Origin of the sequence: Streptomyces sp. NBC_00028 (genome assembly GCF_045041065.1) — a bacterium.
GTDB lineage: Bacteria > Actinomycetota > Actinomycetes > Streptomycetales > Streptomycetaceae > Streptomyces.
This window is the reverse complement of record NZ_CP108293.1, coordinates 9323988-9345895: the sequence shown is the minus strand read 5'-3', so window position 1 is coordinate 9345895 and position 21908 is coordinate 9323988. Positions and strand designations below refer to the sequence as shown.

The window sequence follows — 21908 nt, the reverse complement described above, 5'->3', positions numbered from 1 at the left end:
GGGTCCGCGGCCGCTCCGGCTACGGCCGGTCCGCCTGTCCCGGCGGTGACGCCTGCCCCCGGGGCAGCGGCAGAAGAGCGCCGCGACGGGGTCGGTCGGCCTGCTCCCCCACGTCTTCGATCAGCTCACGCAGGGCCGTCGTCCCGTCGGGGACGGGAAGTGTGGAGTCCAGCGCCTCCAACGCACGGCGGGCCCTGCGCGCCGCGCGCCCGGGGTAGCCGTTGTGGTGGTCGAGGAGGGCCTGGGCGTGGCGGGCGAGCATGGTGGCCCAGGCGTCGGTGCGCACGCTCGGATGGGTCAGGGCACGACGTGCGCTGTGCCGGGCGTCGTCCGGCGCGCTGCGGATCTGGGCCACGGCGAGAGCGGCCAGGCTGACGGCGGGTGAGGGTCCGCCCGGCGCGTCGGGCGGGATGATGTCCGCGGCCTGCTGGAAGTGTGCGGCGGCCTCGCCGGCGTCGTGGTGCCGCAGGGCGAGCACCCCGTGGACGTAGGCGATGCGCCCGATGGTGGCGTCGTCGCCGGCGAGTACGGCTGCCCGCCAGGCGCGGGCGAGAAGCCGGCCGGCGCGCTCCGGATCGCTCTCCGCGCACATCCACGCGGCGAGCCACCCGCCCTCGCAGCGAGCGGGACTGTCGGCCGGAGGCAGGGACAGCAGGTCCAGCAGCGTCTGACGGCCCTCCTCGGCATGGCCGTAGACCATCCACCAGAACCAGAGGCTCACCATCGACTCCACGGCCCACTCCACATGCTCACCCTGGGCGAGCGCGTGGCTGATCGCCGCCTGGAGGTCGGCGTGGCCCTCCTGCGCGAGTTCGACAGCCTGCCGCTGGCAGCCCGTGCTCCAGAGGTTCTCGGCCACGGCCGCCGTCCGACGGCAGTGGATCAGGCGCCGCTCCGCCGCCACCGGGAACTCGTTGGCCTCGGTGAGCAGTTCGATGCCGAAGTCGCGGGCCGCCCGGCGCATCCGGTAGCGCGGCATCCGTACCCCGACGCCGGGCTCGTCCAGCCGCTCCAGCACCCCCGAGGACAGCAACCGGGCCACGCAGAAGGGGACCTGCTCCGGGGCCACGCCCCCGCCGGCGCACACGAACGCGGCCGCCTCCTCCGTGAACGGGCCCAGCAGGACGCTGGCGCGCCGCCAGACGGCACGCTCCTTCTCCTCGCACAGCGCGTACTCGGCCCGTACGGCCGCTCTCAGTGAACGGTGGCGTGGCACCGTCCGGCCGCTCGCGGTCAGCCGGCACTGGTTGCGCAGCACCAGGTCGGGCAGGTCGGCCAGCGAGCTGACGCTCAACTGCTGTGCGGCCAGTTCGACGGCGAGCGGCACTCCCTCCAGAACCGAGCACACCTGCTCGACGACCTCCAGGTCCGCCTTTCCGGGGCGGAATCCCCGCACCACGGCACGCGCTCGGTACACGAACAACTCGGCCGCGGGGGACGGGCGTTCGGCATCGCGGGGTGCACGGCAGTCCAACGGCGCCAGGCGGAGGACCCGTTCCTCCCCCACGCCCAGCGGGCGGCGGCACGTCACCAGCACACGCAGCGTCGGCAGGGCCATGAGCAGCCGCTGCACCAGACCCACGCACTCCAGGTGCACGGGGTCGACGTCGTCCAGGACCAACAGGGTCGGCAGGGGCGGCAGACCGGCGGCCACGTCGAAGACGTCCGTCGACCGTGACGCCGGTGCCCCGCCCGCCAGTTCCGCGAGGACGCGGCGGCCGAGGCCTCCGGGCACGGCCGCGCCCTGTCCCTTCCAGCGCACCCGGACCACGCGCTGCCACGGCCCCTCGCCCATGACCGCTCGGGACAGCCGGCTCTTGCCCACACCTGCCAATCCGGTCACGCTGACCAGCCGGTGCCCGGCCATGAGCTCCCGCAGTTCCGCGAGATCCCTGTCCCGGCCGACCAGAGGGCCGCCGTCCGCATCGCTGGACTTGGTCGGGCCGGTCCGGCCGACGACAGATGTCCGCACTTTCACATCTCCCCGTAACGCTCTTGGCATGCAATGGAATACCGGCACGACAGCACGGGACCGCCCAGAGAAGAACCGTCACTGCTGCCGCATCACGGCCACTCCAACGCGCCCTTGACACGCCGGGTAGCGCCGAAGAGCGCTGATTCACACCCCGCAACGAACGATCGAACACCCATGCTTTCCATCCCTCCCAAGTTGGGTGTGCGGTACTACGTACAGGGCGTCGGCGGGAATTCACGCGGCTCCGTGTACGGACTTCCCGTCACCTCGGCCGGACTTCGTCGAGATAGGTCCGGCACAGTTCCTCCGCGACCACGCAGCGCGAGGGCCAGCACTGCCGGCAAGCCTTCACATGTTCCACGTACGCCTCATAGCTGAGACGGGCTACCGCCGTGAGAGCTTCCAGCATGAATTCTCCTGACTCATCGGACACAGTGCACAAATCCTGCCCGGCTGTTCGTCCGGTCAAATCCGATGGCGCCAGGATCCGTATACGTACGGCGGGGCGAATTTCTTTCTCGTGGAGCGGATCTCGCTCTTTTCACTTGAACGAGTGAGGCGGTTGGACGGCGGAGAAGTGGAGCGGCACCATTACCGCCGTCGGCCGTCCGGCCGACAGGTCGCTGGTGTCCCGGCACACCTCATATCAGGAGTATTCAGTGTTCAAGGGGTTTCGCTCGTTCCTGCTGCGCGGCAACGTGGTCGACCTGGCGGTCGGCATCGTCATCGGTGCCGCGTTCACCGCCGTCGTCACCGGTTTCGTCACCGCGTTCCTCACGCCGCTGATCGGAGTGGCGACCGGCGCGGTCGGTGACTTCAGCAAGCAGGAATTCACCGTCGCGGGCACCTCATTCCCCTACGGTGCCTTCCTGAACGCCCTGATCAGTTTTGTCCTGGTCGCCGCCGTGATCTATTTCGCCGTCGTGCTGCCCGTGGGCCGACTTCAGGAGCGTTTCAACCCGGTCAAGGATGTGCCGGTCACCAAGGTCGACTGCCCGGACTGCCTGAGCACCGTGCCCGCGGCGGCCGTCAGGTGCGCCTACTGCACCGCCGACCTCGCCGGCCGCCCCGGCTTCCCCACGCAGGCGACCGCGTCCGTCGGCTGACCCGCCTTCACGCCGCGCATGCGGCTTGCGCCGAGGCCGGACTGTCCCGCCCCCACGGCTGTGGGGGCGGGACAGTCCCTTTTCCGGGCGGTTCGGTGCTCAGGCGGCGGTGCTGCCCACCGCCGTGGCCGCGCGGTCGCGCACGTACTCCACCAAAGCGCCGGCGCCGCGGGAGGCGAGGGCGACCGACGTGAGGGTCGGGTTGCAGGCCGTGGCGGTCGGGATCACACCATTGCCCGCGACCCACAGGCCACGGGTGTTCCACACCCGGCTGAAGGTGTCGCAGACGCTCGTGCCGTCGTCCACGGCACCCATGCGCGTGGTGCCCTGGTAGTGCAGTGAGCTGCCGGCGGGCAGCAGGAAGGGCGCCTCGCCGAGCGGTGTGCCGAGGGCGGCGCCGGCTTCGGCCACCGCCTTCCTGGCGCCCTCGATGCTGTCGAGGTCCCGGTCGGTGTAGCGGCAGTGGACGGCGATCTCAGGCATGCCGAAGGCGTCGGTGGCGGTGTCGGAGAACGTGACACGGTCCTCGGCGGTGATGTCCTTGGCGCAGAACCAGCCGAGGCCGACGATGCTGCCGGGCCGCACGGCGTCCTCGTCGGCGAGGGCGACCGGCGAGGCGTCGAGCTGCATGACCTGCCCGTGGAAGGGGTGTGCGGCGGTGAAGGGAACCCAGCTGACCCCGCTCTGGGGAACGATCCCGCCCTCCTCGGCGCGGGTGCGGCCGGTGACGGTGTCGGCGGTGGCCACGACGTCGTCGGGGAGCCGTACCGCGTGCACGATCTGGGGCTGGTCGTTGAGGTAGCGGCCCAGGGCGGCGGGGCGGATGCCGGAGGCGTGCAGCACCTGAGGGGTGCGCAGGGCGTCGGCCGCGACGACGACGGCGGACGCGGCGATCGTCGCCTCCTGTCCCGTCCCGACGTCGCGCACGCTCACGCCGGTCACGGCTCCGGCGTCGTGCAGAACACGCAGGCACAGACAACTGTCGGCGATCTCGACCCTGCTGTCGCGTGCCGCCGGACCGAGGATCACGTCGGTGCCGCTCCAGGTGTGCGTGCCGTCCGCTCGGGCGGTGACGGCCAGCGGCATGGGCACGACCCGGCGGGCGAGGGGGCGACCGCGGTCGAAGCGTGCGGACAGGCGCTGCCGTACGACATCGGCGAACGGCGCCCGGTCGAAGGCGTGGGAGGTGACGTGGAGGAGTTCCTCGGCCCGGGTCAGATGGCGGTCCATCGCATCGTCGGGGACACAGGCGATGCGTTCGCTGTCGCCGGGGCGGGGGCAGGCCGCGGTCCAGTGGGCGCCCATGCCTCCGACGTTGGTGGAGACGGCGGCGGCCGGCAGCTGCGGGGTGCCGAGCAGGCGGGTGCCGGGACGGCCGGGCCGGGCGGGGGCGGGGCCTTCGGCGGCGCGTTGGGCCCGGGCACGCAGATCGTCGTCGGCGATGTTCTTGACGTGTCCGCCGGGCGGGTCGCCGAGCTTCGGTCCGGCGTCGAGGAGCAGGATCCGGGCGTCGGGGCACTGCTCGAAGACCTCGCGGACGTAGGTACTGCCCGTGGGGCCGCTGCCCACCACGACGACGTCGTAGGCGCAGGAGAGGGGGAGGGACATGGCGAGGCTCCTGGGTCGGTTCAGCCGGTGACGAGCGGGCGCAGCGTGTGGTGGGCAATGGCCAGTCCCCGGCACACCTGCTCGGGCGTGCCGCCCCACAGGGGGTCCTCGTGTTCCACGGAGAGGGTCCCGCGAGTACGAGGGCCGCCGCGAGCCCTACCGCGGACGCGACCAGGTACGGCGCCAACACGCCCTGCTGCGCTCCCTGACCGGCTGAGGCCGAAGGCGCTTGCGGCGACTGGTGATTCCGCCGATGTCCGCCGTCTCCCTCCCCACGACATTGGTCGGGTCAAACACCCGCACCCTCGTTGGGAGGGCTCCATGAGCCGTCGTTCAGCACGTCGACTTACCGGCGCCGTAGCGGCCGTGACCGCCGTGCTCGCCCTGTTCTCCTCGGCGACCGCGGCCGGCGCGGCCGACGCGACCGACCGCACGAGCGGCATCGCCACCACCACCGCCTCCACCAGGTCGGCCGACGCCGCCACCGGGACCCTGTCGACCAGCACACCGGTCGTCTTCGTGCACGGGTACACGGGCAGCGCGTCCAACTGGGTCACCGCCATGAGCGTCTTCCGGCTCAACGGCTGGTCCAGCTCGAACCTGTTCGCCTACGAGTACAACTCCTACGGCAACAACATCACCAACGCGCAGGGCCTGGCGACCTTCGTCAACAACGTCAAGTCGCGGACCGGCGCGAGCAAGGTCGCCCTCGTCAACCACTCCATGGGCGGCCTGGTCAGCCAGTACTACCTGAAGGTCCTGGGCGGCAACACCAGCGTCAGCCACCTCGCCTCGATCGCCGGCGCCAACCACGGGACCACGTACGCCAGTGCCTGTCTGGTCTACACGACCTGCCAGCAGATGTACCCCGGCTCCTCGTTCATCGCCCAGATCACCTCGGGCGACGAGACACCGGGGAGCACGAAGTACGCCACCTGGTACTCGCCGTGCGACGGCGTCATCATCCCGTACACCAGCACCCGCCTGGACGGTGCCACCAACAACCCCGTGGCCTGCCAGACCCACATCGGCTTCCTCACCGACACCTCGGTGCTCGGCGACATCGCCGACTTCGTCGCCTCCTGACCAAGGGGAACGGTCCGTCGACGGCACACCCCACAGGTGCCGTCGGCGGGCCGGCGACGTTCCAGGGATGCGCAGCGGACATGCCGCGCGCCCGAAGCGGCCGCACATTACTGAACCGTAACCTACCGGCGGGTACCCCGGGTAACCCGCTCGGCGCTACCGTCCTGACACCTCGTCTAAGAACGGCAACCGGAACAGCGGTGGGACGACCGCCTCCGCGCGCCCGCACCCCGCCCGACCGGCCCGTCAAGCGCCCGAGCCGCACATGAAGCTCGGCCTCCCCCAGCTCCGGAGGTCCCTCATGCCCGCACCCGTACGCCTCGCCGCCGTGGCCGTCACGGCCGCCGCCTGCCTCGGCGCCTCGACCGTCCCGGCCCTCGCCGCCGACGGCGGGGCCGTGGTCTCCCGCGGCGTCACCATCCCCGCCTTCTACAACCCGCCCACCACGCTGCCCGACGCCAACGGCGCGCTCGTGCGCAGCGAACCGCTGCCGCTCGCGCTGAGCCTGCCCGGCGTCGACGGCCCGCTGCCCGGCACGGCCACCCGGCTGATGTACCGGTCCACGGACTCCAACGGCCGCCCCATGGCGGTGACCGGCGCCTACATCGAGCCCTCCGCGGCCTGGCGGGGCACCGGCCCCCGGCCACTGGTCGCCCTGGCTCCCGGGACCATGGGACAGGGCGACCAGTGCGCCGCCTCCCTCGGTCTCGAACACCCCCTCCAGCTCAACGGGCAGACCGTTTCCGTCGGTTACGAGGACCTGGCGATCTACCGTCTGCTCGCCAGAGGCATCGCCGTCGTGGTCACCGACTACGCCGGTCTCGGCGCCACGGACCGGCTGCACACGTACGTCAACCGGGTCGACGAGGCCCATGCCGTCCTGGACGCCGTCCGTGCCGCCCGCGCGCTTCCCGGCACCTCGCTCACCAGCGCCTCGCGCGTGGCCCTGTTCGGCTACAGCCAGGGCGGTGGCGCCACCGCGGCGGCCGCCGAGGTCCGCTCCGCCTACGCCCCTGACGTGGTCCTCGCCGGCACCTACGCGGGCGCACCGCCCGCCGACCTGACCGAGGTCACCAAGGCCATCGACGGCAGCGACCTCGCCGGTGCCCTGGGCTGGTCCGTCAACGGTTTCCTGCAGTCCGACCCGGCGCTGAAGCCGATCGCCGACGCCCACCTCAACGCGGCCGGCCGCGCGGCGCTGGACGACCTGTCCACCATGTGCGTGGGGGACGCGCTGTTCGCGTACAACTCGGCGCACAGCACCGCCTGGACGACCGACGGCAGGACCATCAGCGACGTCATCGCGGCCGAACCCGCCCTCCAGGCCTTCCTCGACGAGCAGCGCATCGGCACGACCCGACCGAGCGGACCGGTCCGGCTGGCGACGGGCACCAGCGACGACCTGGTGCCGCACGCGCAGGCGCGCCAACTCGCCGTCGACTGGTGCCGGTTGGGCGGCAACGTGACCTACAAGCCCGTGATCCTGCCGAACGTGGGCCGCTCCCTCCTCAACCACTTCGCTCCCCTGCTCACCGACCAGGGCGACGCGATCTCCTGGCTGACCGACCGCCTCGACGGCAAGCCGGTGACATCGGCCTGCGGTCTGGTGCCGTTGCAGCCCTGACCGGCGCCGACGGGCCGGGCCACCTATCCGGCGGCCCGGCCCGTCACCGCGCTGTGCACGACGTACGCGGCCGCCACGTCCAGGGCCGCGTGCCCGGTGGACTTGAAGACGGTGAGCTGGTCGGCGGTGCGCCGGCCGGGGGCCGAGCCGTCGAGGACCGCGCCCAGGAGGGTGACGGTGCGGTCCGCCGGCAGGTCCTGGAGCTCGTGGGCGCCGGAGGGCGGCGGGGTGCCGGCCGCTCCCGGCCACTCGGCGAAGAGCGTCGCGTCCCCGATGGTGGCGGCGTCGAGTTCATGCCCCTGGGAGGCGCCGACCGAGCTCACATGGGTGCCCGGTGCCAGCCAGTCCCGCCGGACGACAGGGCGGGTGGTGCCGGTGCAGCAGTACACGGTCGCCGCCTGCCGTACGGCGTCCTCGATGCCGTCGGCCGCGCGGCCGGCGGGGTGCAGTGCGGCCGTCGCGCGGGCGGCCTCGGCGTCGCGGCCCGCCACGGTGACGGGTTCGTCGGGCCGCAGCGCGGCCAGCAGGCCGACCTGGGCGCGCGCCTGGACCCCGGTGCCGACGACCACGACGGGGCCGGGCCGGGCCAGGACCAGGGCGCTGTGCGTGGCGGACGCGGCGGTGCGCCAGGCCGTGATGGGCTCGGCGTCCAGCACCGCCAGGGGCCGGCCGTCCTCGGCGTCGAAGAGGGCGACGATGCCGCGGTGGGTGCTGCGGCCGGGGTGCCCGGGATCGGCGAAGACCGTCACCAGTTTCGCGGCGAGGCCCTGTCCGGGAACGTACCCGGGCATGGCGCCCAGCAGCCCGTACGGGGTGAAGGCCGCCGTGCGCGGCGGCGCGGACGCCCGGTCCTGCGCCACGGCGACGAGCGCGTCCGCCACGGCGGCCATCAGACGGTGCGGGTCGAGGGCCGCGAGCGTGGCGGCCCCGTCGAGAACCAGGACTCCCTTCATACGGCGGCCTCCGCGCCCGTCCGGGCGAGCAGCCCGCCCAGGGTGTCGACCGCCGAGGCGAGTGCCTCACGCACCGCGCGCAGGTGCTCCTCGTCGATCTCGGCGGCGGGTCCGACGACGGTGAGCGCGCAGACGGGCGCTCCGGGGGCCGGTACGACGGCTCGGCTGACGGACGCCACGAACTGGTCGTTGCGCCCGTGCTCGACGGCGAACCCGTCGGCCTCGGCCCGCGCGAGGTCGGCGAGCAGGCCGGCGTCGCCGTCGACGGGATGCCCTTGCGCCCGGGCGGCGTCCAGATAGGGCCCCCGCGCCTCGGGTGGCAGCGCGGCGACCAGGGCGAGCGGGCCGGCGAAGCGGTGGGCGGGCAGCCGGTCGCCGAGCAGGGTGCTGATCATCGCCAGGCGTTCCGGCCTGACCACGTCCACGACCCGCGAGCCGTCGCCCTCCAGCACCTGGAGGTTGGCCATCAGACCGGTGTGCGCGGCGAGCTGCTCCAGGACCGGACGGGCCAGCGAGGTCAGCGAGTTGTGGGCGGCCCGGGCCGACAGGAGCAGCACGGCCGTGCCGGGCAGATAGCGGTCGTCGGCGCGGAGCACCCAGCCGCGGCGGACCAGGTCCACCAGGATCCGGTAGGCGGTGGCCCGGTGCAGCCCGACCTCGTCGGCGAGGTCGGTGAGCCGGGGCGGTCTGGGCGCCCGGCCGACCGCCTCGATCAGGTCCAGCGCTTTGTCCACGGCCGTACGTGGCGCCTGTGCCATCGAATCCCTTCCGAACGCTGTGGGCGGAGCCTCACGGCGGGGCGTGTCGCTCGCCGGGATCCGGAGGTAGGGTACCGCTTGTTTCGTAGGTCGAGAAGTTTGTTACCTACAACGCAACAAACCAGGGAGTGGTGAGCTTGACGAGCGACAGGGCCGGGGCGGCGACGCCGTACGCACCGCCGGAGACCGGAGCGGTCGTCGTCTACCGGGGAGCCACCCTTTTCGACGGCACCGGCAGCCCGCCCCGCCCGGGGACGTCGATCGTGGTCGACGGCAGCGTGATCCGGGCCGTCGTGGACGACACCGACGCCGCCGCCTCCGTGGAGGGTGCCGAAGTCGTCGATCTCGCGGGCCGGTTCGTCACCCCCGGGCTCGTCGACTCGCACCAGCACCTCGCCACGCCGCCCGACCGTCCGGCCGCCGAAGCGGTCCTGCGCCGTCTCGTGCACAGCGGGGTCACCGCCGTACGGGACATGGCCGACGACCTGCGTCAGATCGGCGACCTCGCACGGGCCGCCCGGGTCGGCGAGATCCCCGCTCCCGACCTCCACTACGCGGCGCTCATGGCCGGCCCCGGCTTCTTCGAGGACCCCCGCACCCACCAGGTCACCCAGGGCGCGGTGCCCGGCGAGGTCCCCTGGATGCAGGCCGTCACCACCGCGAGCGACCTGCCCCTGGCGGTGGCCCTGGCCCGCGGCACCTCCGCGGCCGCCATCAAGGTGTACGCCGATCTGGAGGCGCCCCTAGTCGCCGCGATCACCGCGGAGGCACACCGTCAGGGCATCCCGGTCTGGGCACACGCCGCGGTGTTCCCCGCCACCCCCGGGGAGGTCGTCGCGGCCGGCGTGGACAGCGTCTCGCATGTGACGCTGCTCGCCCACGAGGCGGCGACGGCGCCCTTGACGTCGTACAAGGACAAACCGCCCGTCGATCACGCGAGTCTGGTCACCGGCGAGGACGAGCGGCTCGAGAAGCTCTTCGCCCGGATGCGGGAGCAGGGCGTCGTCCTGGACGCGACCGCCGGCCTGTACGCCTCCCGTGAGTTCGCGAGCGACGACCCGGAGGCGGCTGAACGGGCCGCCCGCAACACCGAGTTGGCGATCGCCCTGACGGCACAGGCCCACCGCGCGGGCGTGGACCTGGCCACCGGAACGGACTACGAGACGCCGCCGGACGAGCCGTTCCCCGCCCTGTACGATGAACTCGCCTTCCTGGTACGCCGGTGCGGCATCCCGGCGGCCGACGTACTGCGCTCGGCGACCTTCGTGGGCGCCCGCAGCGCCGGCGTCGGCCATCTCACCGGCAGCGTGGAGCCAGGGAAGCTGGCCGACCTCGCGGTCTTCGCGCGCGACCCGTTGGCCGACATCGACCACCTGCGCACCATCACCCTGACCGTCAAGCGGGGGCGCCGCTTCCCGCGTACCGCCTGCACCGTCGACCGCACCCGGGAGAACCGTTGACCACCACGCCGCTGATCGTCAACGCGCTCGGCCAGCTCGACAACCCCAACGCCCCACGGTCCCTGGCCGCCGCGGGCGACCTCAACGCGAGCGGTGAGCAACTGACCGTCGATTCCCGCACGCTGACCGAGGCGCGCGCCTCCGGACTGACCGCGGTCAACATCACCCTGGGTTATGTGATGGGCGATCTCCCGCCCTACGAGCACACGTTGCACGAGATCGACGTATGGGACCGGGTCGTGACCGACCACCCCGACGATCTCCTGAAGGTCACCACGGTCGCCGACATCCACACCGCGCACCGCGACGGGCGGATCGGTGTCATCTACGGCTTCCAGAACGCGGAGGCGGTCGGGGACGACGCCGGCCGGGTCGCCGTCTTCGCCCAACGCGGCGTACGGGTGGTCCAGTTGACGTACAACCAGGCCAACCGGCTCGGCGGCGGCTCGATGGCACCCGCCACCACCCCGCTGACCGCCCTGGGACATGAGGTGGTCGACGCCCTCAACGACCACCAGCTGATGGTCGACCTCTCGCACAGCGGCGAGCGGACCTGCCTCGACGCCGCCGCGTCCTCCCGCGTTCCGGTGTCGATCAACCACACCGGCTGCCGGGCGTTGACCGATCTGCCGCGCAACAAGACGGACGAGGAGTTGCGGCTGGTCGCCTCCCGGGGCGGGTTCGTCGGCATCTACTTCATGCCGTTCCTCGACGCCGGCGGCCACGCGAGCGCCGCCGACGTCGTCGAGCACCTCGTGCACGCCGTCGACGTCTGCGGCGAGGACCACGTCGGCATCGGCACGGACGGCCCGGTCACCGCCATCGACGACCTCGACGCGTACCGGCACCGTCTCGCGGAGCATGTGGCGCGCCGCCAGGAAGCAGGCGTGTCCGCGGCCGGGGAACGGGCGGACACCTTCCCCTTCGTCGTCGACCTGCGCGGCGTCGAGCAGTTCCGCGAGCTGATGCGCCTGCTGGAACAGCGCGGCTTCTCCTCCGACCGGATCGAGAAGATCATGGGCCGCAACTTCGTGGACTACGCGGAACGGGTGTGGCAGGCCTGAGCGGAGCCGTCGGCTTCAATGGTCGACATTGGCCAGCAGATGGGCGAGCCCGGTGCGCGATCTGACGCCGAGCTGCGCGAACACATTGCGCAGGTGGTACTCGACGGTCCTGATGCTGATCGAGAGTTCGGCGGCGATCTCCTTGTTGGTCGCGCCGCTCGCCACATCCCGTGCGATCCGCACCTGTTGGGGTGTGAGCGAGGACAGCAGCCCCGCCTCCCCGGCCCCGGACACCTCACCCGCCGCCCGCAGTTCGGCGCCGGCGCGCTTGCCCCACATCGCGGCACCGCAGCGTTCGAACCCCAGGAGCGCGTCGCGCAGTTGCGCACGCGCCTCGATGGGGCGCCGTCGACGCCGTAACCACATCCCGAAGGCCAGATGGGTGCGGGCGTGCTCGAAGGGACCCGGCGCCCGCTCATGACGGGCGAGCGCGGCACGGTAGAGCTCCTCGCTCCGCTCAGGCGGTGCGACGAGCGCACGGCACCGCTCCAGTTGAGCCGGAGCCTGCGGGTCGGCACCGAGTTCCGCCCATACGGCGAACAGGTCGATCATCTCCGTCGCGTCGACGGCACGATCGGACAGGACACAGGCCTCGACGAAGCAGGGCACGGCGAGGAACCAGAGCCCGAAGTGCCCCTGGCGTGCTCCGGGTTGCACCAGCGGAGCCAGCCGGGTGGCGGCCCGCTCCACCTTGCCCGACCCCAGTTCCGCCCGCGCCTGCGCCCACTCCGCGAGAAACGCGGCCTGGGCCAGCCCGTGCGACTGCGCGACGGCCATGACCTCCTCGGCCTGTTTCCGTACGGCGACCAGGTCGCCCGCGATCGACACGACGAGGGCGCGCACGGCCGACAGGTCGGCGACCACATTGCGCTGCCCCAACTGCCGGGCGAGCAGCAGCCCTTCCTCGGCATGGGCGCGGGCCTGGTGGTGGCGGCCCTCCCTCAACTCGGCGTAGGCGAGGTGCGCGAGGATGTCCGGCACAGCGGCCGGTACGCGCGCGGAACGCGCGGAGGCGAGGGCGAGGCTCAAGTACCGCCGTGCGGTGGGGAGTCGGCCGAGCAGCAGCGCCACGCTTCCGGCGTCGCGGAATTCATGCGCCTGCGCGCGAGGCGTGAGCCGGTGCAGCCGGGGTCCGAGCAAGGCCGCGGCACGCCGGAAGTCCGCCTCCACCACCGCGCCCATCCCGATGCAGCGGGCCCGCCAGTCGGCGTCGGGGCACCCCTCCGCACAGAGCGCCCGCCCCGAGTCGGCGCCGCAGACCGAGCACGGCCCCGGCATCAGGATCCGGCGGTAACTCTCCCGGTCACCGGCCGCCCACGCTGCCGAGGCCGCCGCGATCCACGCGCCGCGGGCCGAGAACGGATCGGCCTCCCGCAGTCCGGCGGCGGCGCGGAGCAGGGCCGAGCAGGCGTCGGCCACGGGGCCGTCGCGGAGCAGTGCGTAGCCGTCCGCGAGGGCACGGCGGGAGGCCGGAGCGATCGCGGGCACGGGCCCGGTGGCAGGCACAGGCGCGGAGGAGGCGCCGTGGGACTCGTCGTTCACACGCATCACCACTTCCTGGTCGTCAGCCGGGAAGTGACCGCCGGGGGAGAAAGGGGGGCGGCTACGACTTCATCTGTCTCCGGGGTCACTTGAGGGGCCGCTGTTGAAAGAATGTCCAACAACGGCCCGCCCGTCGACAGTTGTCACAGCAGGGCTCAGGTCCGCCGGTTCTCCGCTGGTTCTTCTGCTGGTTCTGTCGTAGAAGCCCGCTCCGTCGCTTCCACCGGTTTCGTGGGGAACAGCAGTGCCGTGGCGGCCCTGGAATGCAGGTCGTCCAGCGTCTTGATCTGCCGCTCGGCCCTGCGCAGCAGCTCCTCCAGGCGGTCGGCGTCCAGGCGTGCGTCCTGCGCCGAGGCGGCGAGCAGCCCCCGCCACAGGGCCGCCTTGCCCTGCGCCCCCAGCCGGAGGGCTTCCAACTCGACCAGCACCGCGAGCCCGGAGCGGCGCACCAGTCGCCCGTTGGGCTTGACCCGTCCGGCCTTCTCGCCGAGCCACGCTCCGTACACCTTGTAGCGCCGGACGGGAACGTCGAGGTCACCGAGGAGACGCACCAGGGCCTGCCGGTCCTGCGCGATCTCCTTGCGCAGGTTCTCCAACGCCTCACCGAAGGGCGACTCCCGATGCTCCCGGGCCGCACGGCGGGCAAGCTCGACACCGGCGGTCGCGCCGGCCAGATGATCGTTGAGATAAACGACCAGCCGTTTCTGCCGCCCCGGACCGTCCCGGGAGGTTCGCGCCGTCGTATTCATGGTTCCGCTCCACGTGCAGGAGTCCTCTGACACCCTCCGAGTGCCCGCGCCGGGGCGGGCAACCACCCGTACCACCTCCTCGTCCGGCTCCTGCTTGATGCGTAATTGCAAAATTTCGCAATTGATTAGATGCTGTGCTCGTTGTGGCCGCAGGTAGCCGCGGGGTGGGCTTCGTAGGGGGAGGTAGGGGCGCGTGTCCGTTCCGCTGTATCGGATCAAGGCGTTGCTGCCCGGCCGCGCCGACCTCGTCGAGATGCGGCGCGATCCACGGCGGGATCTGCTGGCCGGGCTGACCGTGGCGGTCGTGGCGCTGCCGCTCGCCCTCGGTTTCGGGGTGTCCTCCGGTCTGGGCGCGGCGGCGGGGCTGGCGACCGCGGTGGTCGCGGGCGCGCTCGCGGCCGTCTTCGGCGGTTCGAACCTCCAGGTGTCGGGGCCGACCGGCGCCATGACGGTGGTGCTCGTGCCCATCGTGGGTGCGTACGGTCCGACGGGCGTCCTCACCGTGGGGCTGATGGCCGGCGTGCTGCTCGTCGCGCTGGCCGCGCTGGGGGCCGGCCGTTACATGCGGTACGTGCCCGCCCCTGTCGTCGAGGGCTTCACGCTCGGGATCGCCTGTGTGATCGGCCTGCAGCAGATCCCCAACGCGCTCGGCGTACCCAAGCCCGAGGGCGACCGGGTGCTGGTGGTGACCTGGCGGGCGGCCGAGGCGTTCGTGAGGAACCCTAACTGGACGGCGGTCGGATTCGCTGTCGCTGTCGCGGTGGTCATGCTGGCCGGCACCCGCTGGCGGCCCAGCCTCCCCTTCTCCCTCCTCGCGGTCGCCGCCGCCACAGCCGTCGCCCAGCTCTTCTCTCTCGAAGCGGCCACCCCCATCGGCGCCCTGCCCGCCGGCCTGCCCGCCCCTTCCCTCGCCTTCCTGGATCCGGGCTCACTGAGCACCCTGTTCGCCCCGGCCATGGCGGTCGCGGCGCTGGCCGCACTGGAATCGCTGCTCTCCGCCTCGGTGGCCGACGGCATGACGGTGGGGCACCGCCACGATCCCGACCGCGAACTGTTCGGCCAGGGCCTGGCCAACATCGCCGCCCCGCTGTTCGGCGGGGTCCCGGCGACCGGCGCCATCGCGCGCACCGCCGTCAACGTCCGCACCGGCGCCGGCTCCCGCCTCGCCGCCCTCACCCACGCCGCCGTCCTCGCCGCGATCGTCTTCGCGGCAGCGCCCCTCGTGTCGAGGATCCCCCTCGCCGCGCTCGCCGGCGTCCTGCTGGCCACCGCGATCCGCATGGTCGAGACCGGCTCCCTCAGGGCAATGGCCAAGGCCACCCGCTCCGACGCGCTGATCCTCGTCCTGACCGCCGTGGCGACACTGGCGCTCGATCTCGTCTACGCCGTGATCATCGGCCTGGCCGTCGCGGGCGTCCTCGCCCTGCGTGCCGTGGCCAAGCAGGCCCGCTTCGACCAGGTGCCGCTGGACCAGGGCGACCACAGCGCCGAGGAGCACGCCCTGCTGGCGGAGCACATCGTGGCGTACCGCATCGACGGCCCGCTGTTCTTCGCCGCCGCCCATCGTTTCCTGCTGGAGCTCACCGACGTGGCCGACGTCCGGGTCGTCATCCTGCGCATGTCCCGGATCTCGACCATGGACGCCACCGGAGCCCTGCTCCTCAAGGACGCGGTGGAGAAACTGCGGCGGCGCGGCATCCTCGTCCTGGCCTCCGCCATCCGCCCCGGCCAGCGCCAAGTGCTCGACTCCGTAGGCGCGTTGGAGCTGCTGCGGCACGAAGGCCGGGAGTACGCCACCACGCCCGAGGCGATCCGCGCCGCCCGCGACCACCTCCACACCGCCGGCCTCCTGCCCGCCCGCCCCTCGCCCCCACCCCCGACCGCCGGCCAGGAGGCCGCCCGATGAACACCCCTCCCGTCCAGCCGCGCATGGTCGAGGTCTCCGGCCCCGAGGCCCTGTGGCTGCTGGAAGGCAGCAACCTGGGCCGACTGGTGTACACCCAGCGGGAGTCGACCGCCGTACGACCCGCCCGGCATGTGTGGGAGTACGGCCGACTCGTCATCCGCACACCGGCCCCGGCCACGGCGGTGGCCGCCGCGGCGACCTATCACGTGGACGAGATCCGCGCCGTGCACGGCACCGGCTGGACCGTCACCGTCACCGGGCCGGCCGAGGTGATCACCGACCCCGACGAGGCCGCCCACCACCACCGGACCCTGCCCGGCTGGACGCACGGCCCGCACGACACCCTCCTGCGCCTGCGCCCCAGGACAGTCACCGGCTACCGCCTCGTCCGCGGGGAGGTGTAAGAGGTGTCCACGCAGTGGGAAACGCTGCCGTACCGGCATGTGCTCACCCTGCCGACCGAACCGTCCGCCGTACGGACCGTCCGGGAGACGGCCGAGCAGGTACTGGTCGAGTGGGGCATAGGGCTGCGCCACCGCGCCGTCGACCCCGCGCTGCTGATCGTCGCCGAGCTGGTCACCAACAGCGTCCGCCATGCCGCGGCCCTCTCCCCCACGGTGACCGTGATCTACGCCGCGGGCCCGGACTGTCTGGCCTTCGCCGTCCACGACCGCCACCCCTACCAGCCGTCGCTGTACGCGCCGCCCGCCGGTACCGGCGGCGGCCTCGGCACCGTGATGGAGCTGGTCCTCGGCCTCGGCGGCACCGCGGTGGTCCGCGCGGACGCCGACGGCCAGGGCAAGAGCGTCTGGATCACCCTCCCCCTGTGACGCCCTCCCACCAGACATGTCAAGTTGCTAATCTTGGCAATTCACGAGTTCACCACCTTGGGCTCGATGCCCGGGAGCGGGTTCGGTGCCGCCGTTCGCGCACGCGAGGATGGGTCACATGTTCTTGACGAGTGGATGGACGCGAGGGGACGAGGTCCGGCCGACCGGGCCGTGCTCCTGCGGCGGGGAGGCGACGGCAGAGTGAGTACGCCGCTGTACCAACTGAAGGCCGAGTTCTTCAAGACGCTCGGTCACCCGGCCCGCATCCGGGTCCTGGAGCTGCTGAGCGAGCGTGAGCACGCGGTGGCCGAGATGCTGCCCGAGGTGGGTATCGAACCCGCCCATCTCTCCCAGCAGTTGGCCGTGCTGCGGCGGGCGAACCTGGTCGCGACCCGCAAGGAGGGCTCGACCGTCTACTACTCGCTGACCAGCCCCCATGTCGCGGAGCTGCTCCGCGTGGCCCGCACCATCCTCTCCGGCGTTCTGACCGGCCAGGCCGAACTCCTGGCCGACCTCCAGGCGGCCCAGCGGGAGGTCAAGCCGCCGTCGTGACGAGGACCACGCCAAGAGTGCGACCCGCCCCGTGACGGTGACGCGGGCGGGCCGCAGGGGCGTGCGGTCCTCCCACGTCACCTTCCGCATGATCGTCCGGGCCCGCCGAGGTCCCCAGGGGCCGTACGGGCCGAGGAGGGGGCCGAACGGCCCTGGCGCCGAGCGGCGTCCTCCGGGCCGGTCGCCGCGACAGGCCGGTCACCCGTCGTCGACGTCCGTCTCCACGTCGCCGATGCCGTCCACGTACAGACCGTGGCCGCGCGCCACGCGCACCGCGTCGTCCACCTCGTCCTGGGCCACCGCCACGGCGTACGCGTCATCGTCCTCCCGCGCCGCCGCGAGGGCCGCGAGTGCCTGGCGCACCCGTTCCCGCAGCGCTTCGGCGAACACGGACCCGTCCATCCCGCCCCTCCCGCTGACGATGGCCGCACCCGGCCGCACCTGGTGAGTCGAAGAACTCTTCAAGAGTAGGTGCGTGGGTGCGCGGTGGTCAGCGGGCATGAGAGGCGTTTCCGGGTCCGTTCGGCGGGGGTACGGCGACCGTTGATAGCGTCGGTATGTGCCGTGCCGCTCGGCGCGGTGTGCCGCTCGACCGGGAGAAGCGTGATGTCCCCGACGATCCGCCGGGCTGTGATCCCGGCCGCCGGACTCGGTTCCCGGCTGCTGCCGCTGACGAAGGCGACACCGAAGGAGATGCTCCCGGTCGGCGACAAGCCGGTCATCGAGCACACCGTGCGCGAGCTGGTGGACTCCGGCATCACCGACATCACCATCGTCGTGTCCGGCGGCAAGAGCCTCATCCAGGACCACTTCCGCCCCAACCCGGCCCTCGTCGAGCAGCTCCGCGAGGACGGCAAGACGGCGTACGCGGAGGCGGTGGAGGAGGTCGCGGAGCTGGCGCGCCGGGGCCACATCACCTACCTCGACCAGTACGGCCCGTACGGCAACGGCACCCCGGTGCTGAACGCCGCGCGGTCCTTCGGCGACGAGCCGGTGCTGGTGCTGTGGCCGGACGACGTCTTCGTGGCCGAGGTCCCCCGCGCCCAGCAGCTGATCCGCGCGTACGAGCAGACCGGCTGCCCGGTGCTGGCCCTGCTGCCGATGGACCCCGGCGAGTCGCAGCGCTACGGCGTTCCGATCGTCAAGGAGGACCTCGGCGGCGGCCAGCTGCGGATCACCGGGCTGGTCGAGAAGCCCGAGCCCGCCGCCGCCCCGTCGTCGTACGCGGCGATCGGTGGCTATGTCGTCACCCCCGGCATCATCGACGAACTGCGCGAGCAGACCCGCCGCTGGTACGAGCACCGGACCGGCGAGATCTATCTGACCGACGCCATCAACGCCTACGCCGCCACCCGGGCCGTGTACGGGCAGGTCATCGAGGGCCGCTGGTACGACACCGGCAACCCCGCCGACTACCTGGTCGCCCAGATGGCCTTCGCCCTCGCCCACCCGGAGTACGGACCACTGCTGCGCGGCCTGGTCACCGGCCTGGAGGACGAGCCTCGACGAACGTGACGGCCTCGCGTGCCGGCGCCCGGGACGCCGGGCGTGCTGCTCCTCGTACTCGATACGGAGGCGCTGCCGCGTGCCGTGGGCCGCGTCTCGGCGACCGGTGACGCATCGGTGCGGCGTCATAGTCTCGGCCGCGCCCCCGGCCCCGGCTTGACCGTCACGTCCCTGGGCGTCAACGCGCCGTGCTCACCGGTGCATTCGACTACGGCCCGGACAGGGGACCCGCAGTCGGTGTGCCGCATGTCCAGGACCGGTCCCGCCGGGTCCGGGGTGTGCGTCTCGCCCCACTGACGCAGGGCCACCAGCACCGGCCACAGGTCCCAGCCCTTGCGGGTCAGCCGGTACTCGTTGCGGGAGCGGCTGCCGGGCTCGCGGTAGGGGACGGTCGCGAGGATGCCCGCCTCGGTCAGCTTGCGGAGCCGGTCGCTGAGAACGGCCTCCGACAGACCGATGTGCTGACGGAACTCGTCGAACCGGCGCACGCCGTTGGCGGCGTCGCGCACGATCAGCAGCGTCCACTTCTCCCCGACCAGGTCGAGAGTGCGCTGTACGGAACAGTTCTCGGTGCTGAATGCGAGCCAGTCCACCGGGTCATGATAGCGAGCTGGCTTCGTCATTGACAGTCAGGTGCGGACAGGGCTAGCTTCGCCGTACAAAGTCAGCTGGGAGGCCGCAGGCGCATGGGACGCACACGTACGTACACATGGGACGACCCGCTGGTCACGGCCGGTGCCGTGGGCCGCTCCTCCGGTCTGGACTTCCTGCGTGACGTCCTGCACGCGAGGCTTCCGGCGGCGCCGATCTCGGCCACCCTCGACTTCACGCTCGACGAGGTGAGCGAGGGGCGCGCGGTCTTCTCGCTCGTTCCGGGCGAGGAGCACTACAACCCGATCGGCAGTGTGCACGGCGGCGTCTACGCCACCCTCCTGGACTCGGCGCTGGGCTGCGCCGTGCAGTCCACGCTGCCCGCCGGCATGGGCTACACCTCGCTCGACCTGAGCGTGAAGTTCCTCAAGCGGGTCTCGGTGGACACCGGCCCGGTGCGGGCCATCGGCACGATCGTCCACCGCGGGCGGCAGACGGCTCTCGCCGAGGCCACGCTGGTCGACGCCGAGGACCGCGTGCTGGCGCACGCGACCAGCTCGTGCATGCTCTTCCCGCTGCCGCCCACGGCCGCCTGAGCCGACGGCACGCTGGGCCGTTCGAGTGGTGAGCGCGGCCCGCCGGTCGTAGCGTCGGAACCGGGACATCCGTCGGCCAGCGGCAGCGGGGATCGGCCATGCACATACGCGCACTCACCACGACGGTCACGCTCTTCGCGGTGGCCACCCTCGCCACCGCCGCGGGCACACCGCCCGCGGCCCGGTCCGCGCCGGCCCCGGTCGCGCAGACCGTCCAGCAGCGCACCGCTGTTCCGGTCCTCGTCGACTGTCTCTGGCATCCGCAGGTGCGGCCGGCGGACTTCATGCTGGCCTGCGGTGACGGCAACAGCCGGCTGGCCTCGCTGCACTGGTCGCGGTGGGACGCGGACGGGGCGCGGGCCAAAGGCGTGAACTGGGTCAACGACTGCAAGCCGTACTGCGCGGCAGGGCATTTCCACGCCTATCCGGTGACCGTACGGCTCGACCGGCCGCAGCCCTGGAAGAAGCAGCCCCAGGTGGCGCACTACTCCCGGATCACGCTCGAGTACCCGGCCGCCCGGCCGCAGCAGTTCGGCCCGACCGTGTCCTATCCGCTCTGGGACTGAGCGGCGGCGGTCTGCTCGGGCTGGGCGCCCGTGATCACCTCGGAACGGCTGCCGCCCCGGTCCATGCGACCGCCCATGAACGCCAGGCCCAAGCCGGCCACGCCCAGTGCCGCGCCGACCAGAGCCGGTGAGGACCAGCCCCAGCCCGCGGAGATCGCGAGGCCGCCGAGCCAGGCACCGCCCGCGTTGGCGAGGTTGAAGGCGGAGTGGTTGGAGGCCGCCGCCATGGTGGGCGCGTCCTTGGCCTTGGCCATGAGCAGCATCTGGACGGGCGTGGTGATCAGAGCGCCCATCGCGCCGATGAAGGTGATCGTCAGCAGGGCGGGCACGGTGCTGTGGACGGTGAAGTAGAACGCCACCAGCGCCGAGGAGAGCAGGGCGAGCCCCGCGTACAGCGTCGGGCGCAGGGCGCGGTCCGTGAGCGGGCCCGCGACGAGTGTGCCCAGGGTCATGCCGACGCCGTAGAGCGCGAGGACCAGCGTGGTCGAGGAGTCGGAGAGGCCCGTGAGGTGCGTCAGCATGGGCACCAGATAGCTGTAGACGGCGAAGAATCCGCCGAATCCCACGACGGCCGTGGCCAGGCCGATCATCACCTGCTTGTTGCCCATCGCCCGCAGCTCGCGGCCGACGCCGGACTGCTGCCCCCGGGGCTGGTGGGGGACGAAGACGGTCAGCGCCACCAGGGCGACGAGGCCGATGACGGCCACCGCGACATAGGCGGACCGCCAGCCCAGTTGCTGTCCGAGGGCCGTACCGGCCGGGACGCCGACGATGTTGGCGATGGTCAGACCGAGGAACATCTTGGAGACCGCACGGGCGGCCCGGTCGGAGGCGACCAGGCGGGAGGCGACGACCGCGCCGACGCCGAACAGCGCCCCGTGGGGCAGACCGGCCAGGAAGCGTGCGGCGAACAGCAGCCCGAAGGTGGGTGCGAGCGCGGACGCGACGTTGCCGATGACGAACAGCCCGGACAGGAGCAGCAGCAGCCTCTTGTGCGGGATGCGCGCGCCGAGGCCTGTCAGCACGGGGGCACCGACGACGACACCCAGCGCGTAGGCGGAGACGATGTTGCCCGCTTGCGGCACGGAGACGCCGACTCCGTCCGCGATCTGGGGCAGCAGCCCCATCGTGGCGAATTCCGTCGTACCGATGCCGAAAGCGACAACAGCCAGGGCCAGGAGAGCCAGTGGCATGGCGCAGGAGAACCTTTCGAAGGTGGTGCAGAAGTACGAGGGGCGGGTCGAGGCCGTGCAGTAGCGGCTTCCCTCACCCGGCATCGTCGCCCGGCGCCCCCCAGGGCATGGTGAGCCCGTAACCAGTGCAGCAGCGCGGCGGAGCCGGGCATTCCAAGATCCCGCACCGCTTTCCATGACTCATGTCACACCCGCGCCGCCCGCGCCCGGCTCACGCGCCCTCCCGTGCCTCCGTGCGCCCGT

22 protein-coding genes are annotated in these 21908 nt (G+C 72.3%); 12 read left to right on the top strand and 10 right to left on the bottom strand.

Annotation, left to right across the window (positions count from 1 at the left end; genetic code table 11):
• Positions 1–19: 19 nt before the first annotated feature.
• The gene (locus tag OG885_RS42380) at positions 20–1972 is read right to left on the bottom strand and encodes an ATP-binding protein (RefSeq protein ID WP_405741917.1); all 1953 of its coding nucleotides are present in this window, start codon (positions 1970–1972) and stop codon (positions 20–22) included.
• Positions 1973–2237: 265 nt separating this feature from the next.
• Positions 2238–2384: a hypothetical protein gene (locus tag OG885_RS42375; RefSeq protein ID WP_405741915.1), complete on the bottom strand. Its 147-nt coding sequence runs from the start codon at positions 2382–2384 to the stop codon at positions 2238–2240.
• A gap of 250 nt (positions 2385–2634) precedes the next feature.
• Between OG885_RS42375 and mscL the strand changes: the two genes are divergently transcribed.
• Positions 2635–3081: a large conductance mechanosensitive channel protein MscL gene (gene mscL, locus OG885_RS42370; protein WP_405743138.1), complete on the top strand. Its 447-nt coding sequence runs from the start codon at positions 2635–2637 to the stop codon at positions 3079–3081.
• A 99-nt stretch (positions 3082–3180) separates the two neighbouring features.
• On the opposite strand, the gene OG885_RS42365 is transcribed toward mscL, so the two are convergent.
• Positions 3181–4689: a GMC oxidoreductase gene (locus OG885_RS42365; RefSeq protein WP_405741913.1), complete on the bottom strand. Its 1509-nt coding sequence runs from the start codon at positions 4687–4689 to the stop codon at positions 3181–3183.
• A gap of 321 nt (positions 4690–5010) precedes the next feature.
• Between OG885_RS42365 and OG885_RS42360 the strand changes: the two genes are divergently transcribed.
• Both OG885_RS42360 and OG885_RS42355 read left to right on the top strand, forming a co-directional pair.
• A complete protein-coding gene (locus tag OG885_RS42360) occupies positions 5011–5775 on the top strand; it encodes an esterase/lipase family protein (RefSeq protein ID WP_405741911.1) in 765 nt (254 codons plus the stop codon).
• 301 nt (positions 5776–6076) lie between these two features.
• Positions 6077–7399: a lipase family protein gene (locus OG885_RS42355; RefSeq protein WP_405741909.1), complete on the top strand. Its 1323-nt coding sequence runs from the start codon at positions 6077–6079 to the stop codon at positions 7397–7399.
• A 23-nt stretch (positions 7400–7422) separates the two neighbouring features.
• Here the strand turns inward: OG885_RS42355 and OG885_RS42350 are convergent, their stop codons facing one another.
• Both OG885_RS42350 and OG885_RS42345 read right to left on the bottom strand, forming a co-directional pair.
• Entirely contained in the window at positions 7423–8352 is a 930-nt protein-coding gene (locus OG885_RS42350) for an ornithine cyclodeaminase family protein (protein WP_405741907.1), read from the bottom strand.
• Entirely contained in the window at positions 8349–9110 is a 762-nt protein-coding gene (locus OG885_RS42345) for an IclR family transcriptional regulator (protein WP_405741905.1), read from the bottom strand. The genes OG885_RS42350 and OG885_RS42345 overlap by 4 nt, the downstream gene beginning before the upstream one ends.
• 137 nt (positions 9111–9247) lie before the next feature.
• Between OG885_RS42345 and OG885_RS42340 the strand changes: the two genes are divergently transcribed.
• On the top strand, positions 9248–10570 hold the full coding sequence (locus OG885_RS42340) for an amidohydrolase family protein (RefSeq protein WP_405741903.1): 1323 nt from the start codon (positions 9248–9250) through the stop codon (positions 10568–10570).
• Entirely contained in the window at positions 10567–11634 is a 1068-nt protein-coding gene (locus tag OG885_RS42335) for a dipeptidase (RefSeq protein WP_405741901.1), read from the top strand. The genes OG885_RS42340 and OG885_RS42335 overlap by 4 nt, the downstream gene beginning before the upstream one ends.
• 15 nt (positions 11635–11649) lie before the next feature.
• Here OG885_RS42335 and OG885_RS42330 read toward each other — a convergent pair whose 3' ends face one another.
• Together OG885_RS42330 and OG885_RS42325 are read right to left on the bottom strand one after the other, a co-directional pair.
• Positions 11650–13182 (bottom strand): LuxR C-terminal-related transcriptional regulator, encoded by a 1533-nt coding sequence (locus tag OG885_RS42330; protein WP_405741899.1) that lies wholly within the window; start codon positions 13180–13182, stop codon positions 11650–11652.
• 149 nt (positions 13183–13331) lie between these two features.
• A complete protein-coding gene (locus OG885_RS42325; RefSeq protein WP_405741897.1) occupies positions 13332–13925 on the bottom strand; it encodes a hypothetical protein in 594 nt (197 codons plus the stop codon).
• Between the two features lie 253 nt (positions 13926–14178).
• On the opposite strand from OG885_RS42325, the gene OG885_RS42320 reads away from it, so the two are divergent.
• From OG885_RS42320 to OG885_RS42305, 4 genes are all read left to right on the top strand, one after another.
• Positions 14179–15831, top strand: coding sequence for a SulP family inorganic anion transporter (locus tag OG885_RS42320; RefSeq protein ID WP_405743136.1), 1653 nt, complete (start codon positions 14179–14181; stop codon positions 15829–15831).
• Entirely contained in the window at positions 15828–16235 is a 408-nt protein-coding gene (locus OG885_RS42315; RefSeq protein ID WP_405741896.1) for a pyridoxamine 5'-phosphate oxidase family protein, read from the top strand. Before OG885_RS42320 ends, OG885_RS42315 begins: the two co-directional genes overlap by 4 nt.
• A 3-nt stretch (positions 16236–16238) precedes the next feature.
• Positions 16239–16661, top strand: a complete 423-nt coding sequence (locus OG885_RS42310) for an ATP-binding protein (RefSeq protein WP_405741894.1) — start codon at positions 16239–16241, stop codon at positions 16659–16661.
• 201 nt (positions 16662–16862) lie between these two features.
• Positions 16863–17213 (top strand): ArsR/SmtB family transcription factor, encoded by a 351-nt coding sequence (locus tag OG885_RS42305; RefSeq protein WP_405741892.1) that lies wholly within the window; start codon positions 16863–16865, stop codon positions 17211–17213.
• A gap of 198 nt (positions 17214–17411) precedes the next feature.
• Here the strand turns inward: OG885_RS42305 and OG885_RS42300 are convergent, their stop codons facing one another.
• Entirely contained in the window at positions 17412–17615 is a 204-nt protein-coding gene (locus tag OG885_RS42300) for a hypothetical protein (RefSeq protein WP_405741890.1), read from the bottom strand.
• A gap of 204 nt (positions 17616–17819) precedes the next feature.
• Between OG885_RS42300 and OG885_RS42295 the strand changes: the two genes are divergently transcribed.
• On the top strand, positions 17820–18728 hold the full coding sequence (locus OG885_RS42295; RefSeq protein WP_405741887.1) for a UTP--glucose-1-phosphate uridylyltransferase: 909 nt from the start codon (positions 17820–17822) through the stop codon (positions 18726–18728).
• Positions 18729–18844: 116 nt separating this feature from the next.
• Here the strand turns inward: OG885_RS42295 and OG885_RS42290 are convergent, their stop codons facing one another.
• Entirely contained in the window at positions 18845–19312 is a 468-nt protein-coding gene (locus OG885_RS42290; RefSeq protein ID WP_405741884.1) for a winged helix-turn-helix transcriptional regulator, read from the bottom strand.
• A 93-nt stretch (positions 19313–19405) separates the two neighbouring features.
• Between OG885_RS42290 and OG885_RS42285 the strand changes: the two genes are divergently transcribed.
• Both OG885_RS42285 and OG885_RS42280 read left to right on the top strand, forming a co-directional pair.
• Positions 19406–19906 (top strand): PaaI family thioesterase, encoded by a 501-nt coding sequence (locus OG885_RS42285; RefSeq protein ID WP_405741881.1) that lies wholly within the window; start codon positions 19406–19408, stop codon positions 19904–19906.
• A gap of 98 nt (positions 19907–20004) precedes the next feature.
• Positions 20005–20472: a hypothetical protein gene (locus OG885_RS42280; RefSeq protein ID WP_405741878.1), complete on the top strand. Its 468-nt coding sequence runs from the start codon at positions 20005–20007 to the stop codon at positions 20470–20472.
• Here the strand turns inward: OG885_RS42280 and OG885_RS42275 are convergent.
• A complete protein-coding gene (locus tag OG885_RS42275; protein ID WP_405741875.1) occupies positions 20454–21665 on the bottom strand; it encodes an MFS transporter in 1212 nt (403 codons plus the stop codon). The genes OG885_RS42280 and OG885_RS42275 overlap by 19 nt on opposite strands.
• Between the last annotated feature and the right edge of the window lie 243 nt (positions 21666–21908).

Excerpts from the sequence above, each read along its gene's own strand:
- OG885_RS42300 (WP_405741890.1), bottom strand. The coding sequence starts at position 17,615 with ATGGACGGGTCCGTGTTCGCCGAAGCGCTGCGGGAACGGGTGCGCCAG.
- OG885_RS42320 (WP_405743136.1), top strand. The coding sequence starts at position 14,179 with ATGCGGCGCGATCCACGGCGGGATCTGCTGGCCGGGCTGACCGTGGCG.
- OG885_RS42285 (WP_405741881.1), top strand. The coding sequence starts at position 19,406 with ATGGGACGCACACGTACGTACACATGGGACGACCCGCTGGTCACGGCC.
- OG885_RS42345 (WP_405741905.1), bottom strand. The coding sequence starts at position 9,110 with ATGGCACAGGCGCCACGTACGGCCGTGGACAAAGCGCTGGACCTGATC.
- OG885_RS42315 (WP_405741896.1), top strand. The coding sequence starts at position 15,828 with ATGAACACCCCTCCCGTCCAGCCGCGCATGGTCGAGGTCTCCGGCCCC.
- OG885_RS42355 (WP_405741909.1), top strand. The coding sequence starts at position 6,077 with ATGCCCGCACCCGTACGCCTCGCCGCCGTGGCCGTCACGGCCGCCGCC.
- OG885_RS42330 (WP_405741899.1), bottom strand. The coding sequence starts at position 13,182 with ATGCGTGTGAACGACGAGTCCCACGGCGCCTCCTCCGCGCCTGTGCCT.
- OG885_RS42365 (WP_405741913.1), bottom strand. The coding sequence starts at position 4,689 with ATGTCCCTCCCCCTCTCCTGCGCCTACGACGTCGTCGTGGTGGGCAGC.
- OG885_RS42325 (WP_405741897.1), bottom strand. The coding sequence starts at position 13,925 with ATGAATACGACGGCGCGAACCTCCCGGGACGGTCCGGGGCGGCAGAAA.
- OG885_RS42295 (WP_405741887.1), top strand. The coding sequence starts at position 17,820 with ATGTCCCCGACGATCCGCCGGGCTGTGATCCCGGCCGCCGGACTCGGT.
- OG885_RS42375 (WP_405741915.1), bottom strand. The coding sequence starts at position 2,384 with ATGCTGGAAGCTCTCACGGCGGTAGCCCGTCTCAGCTATGAGGCGTAC.
- OG885_RS42360 (WP_405741911.1), top strand. The coding sequence starts at position 5,011 with ATGAGCCGTCGTTCAGCACGTCGACTTACCGGCGCCGTAGCGGCCGTG.
- OG885_RS42350 (WP_405741907.1), bottom strand. The coding sequence starts at position 8,352 with ATGAAGGGAGTCCTGGTTCTCGACGGGGCCGCCACGCTCGCGGCCCTC.
- OG885_RS42275 (WP_405741875.1), bottom strand. The coding sequence starts at position 21,665 with ATGCCACTGGCTCTCCTGGCCCTGGCTGTTGTCGCTTTCGGCATCGGT.
- OG885_RS42280 (WP_405741878.1), top strand. The coding sequence starts at position 20,005 with ATGCACATACGCGCACTCACCACGACGGTCACGCTCTTCGCGGTGGCC.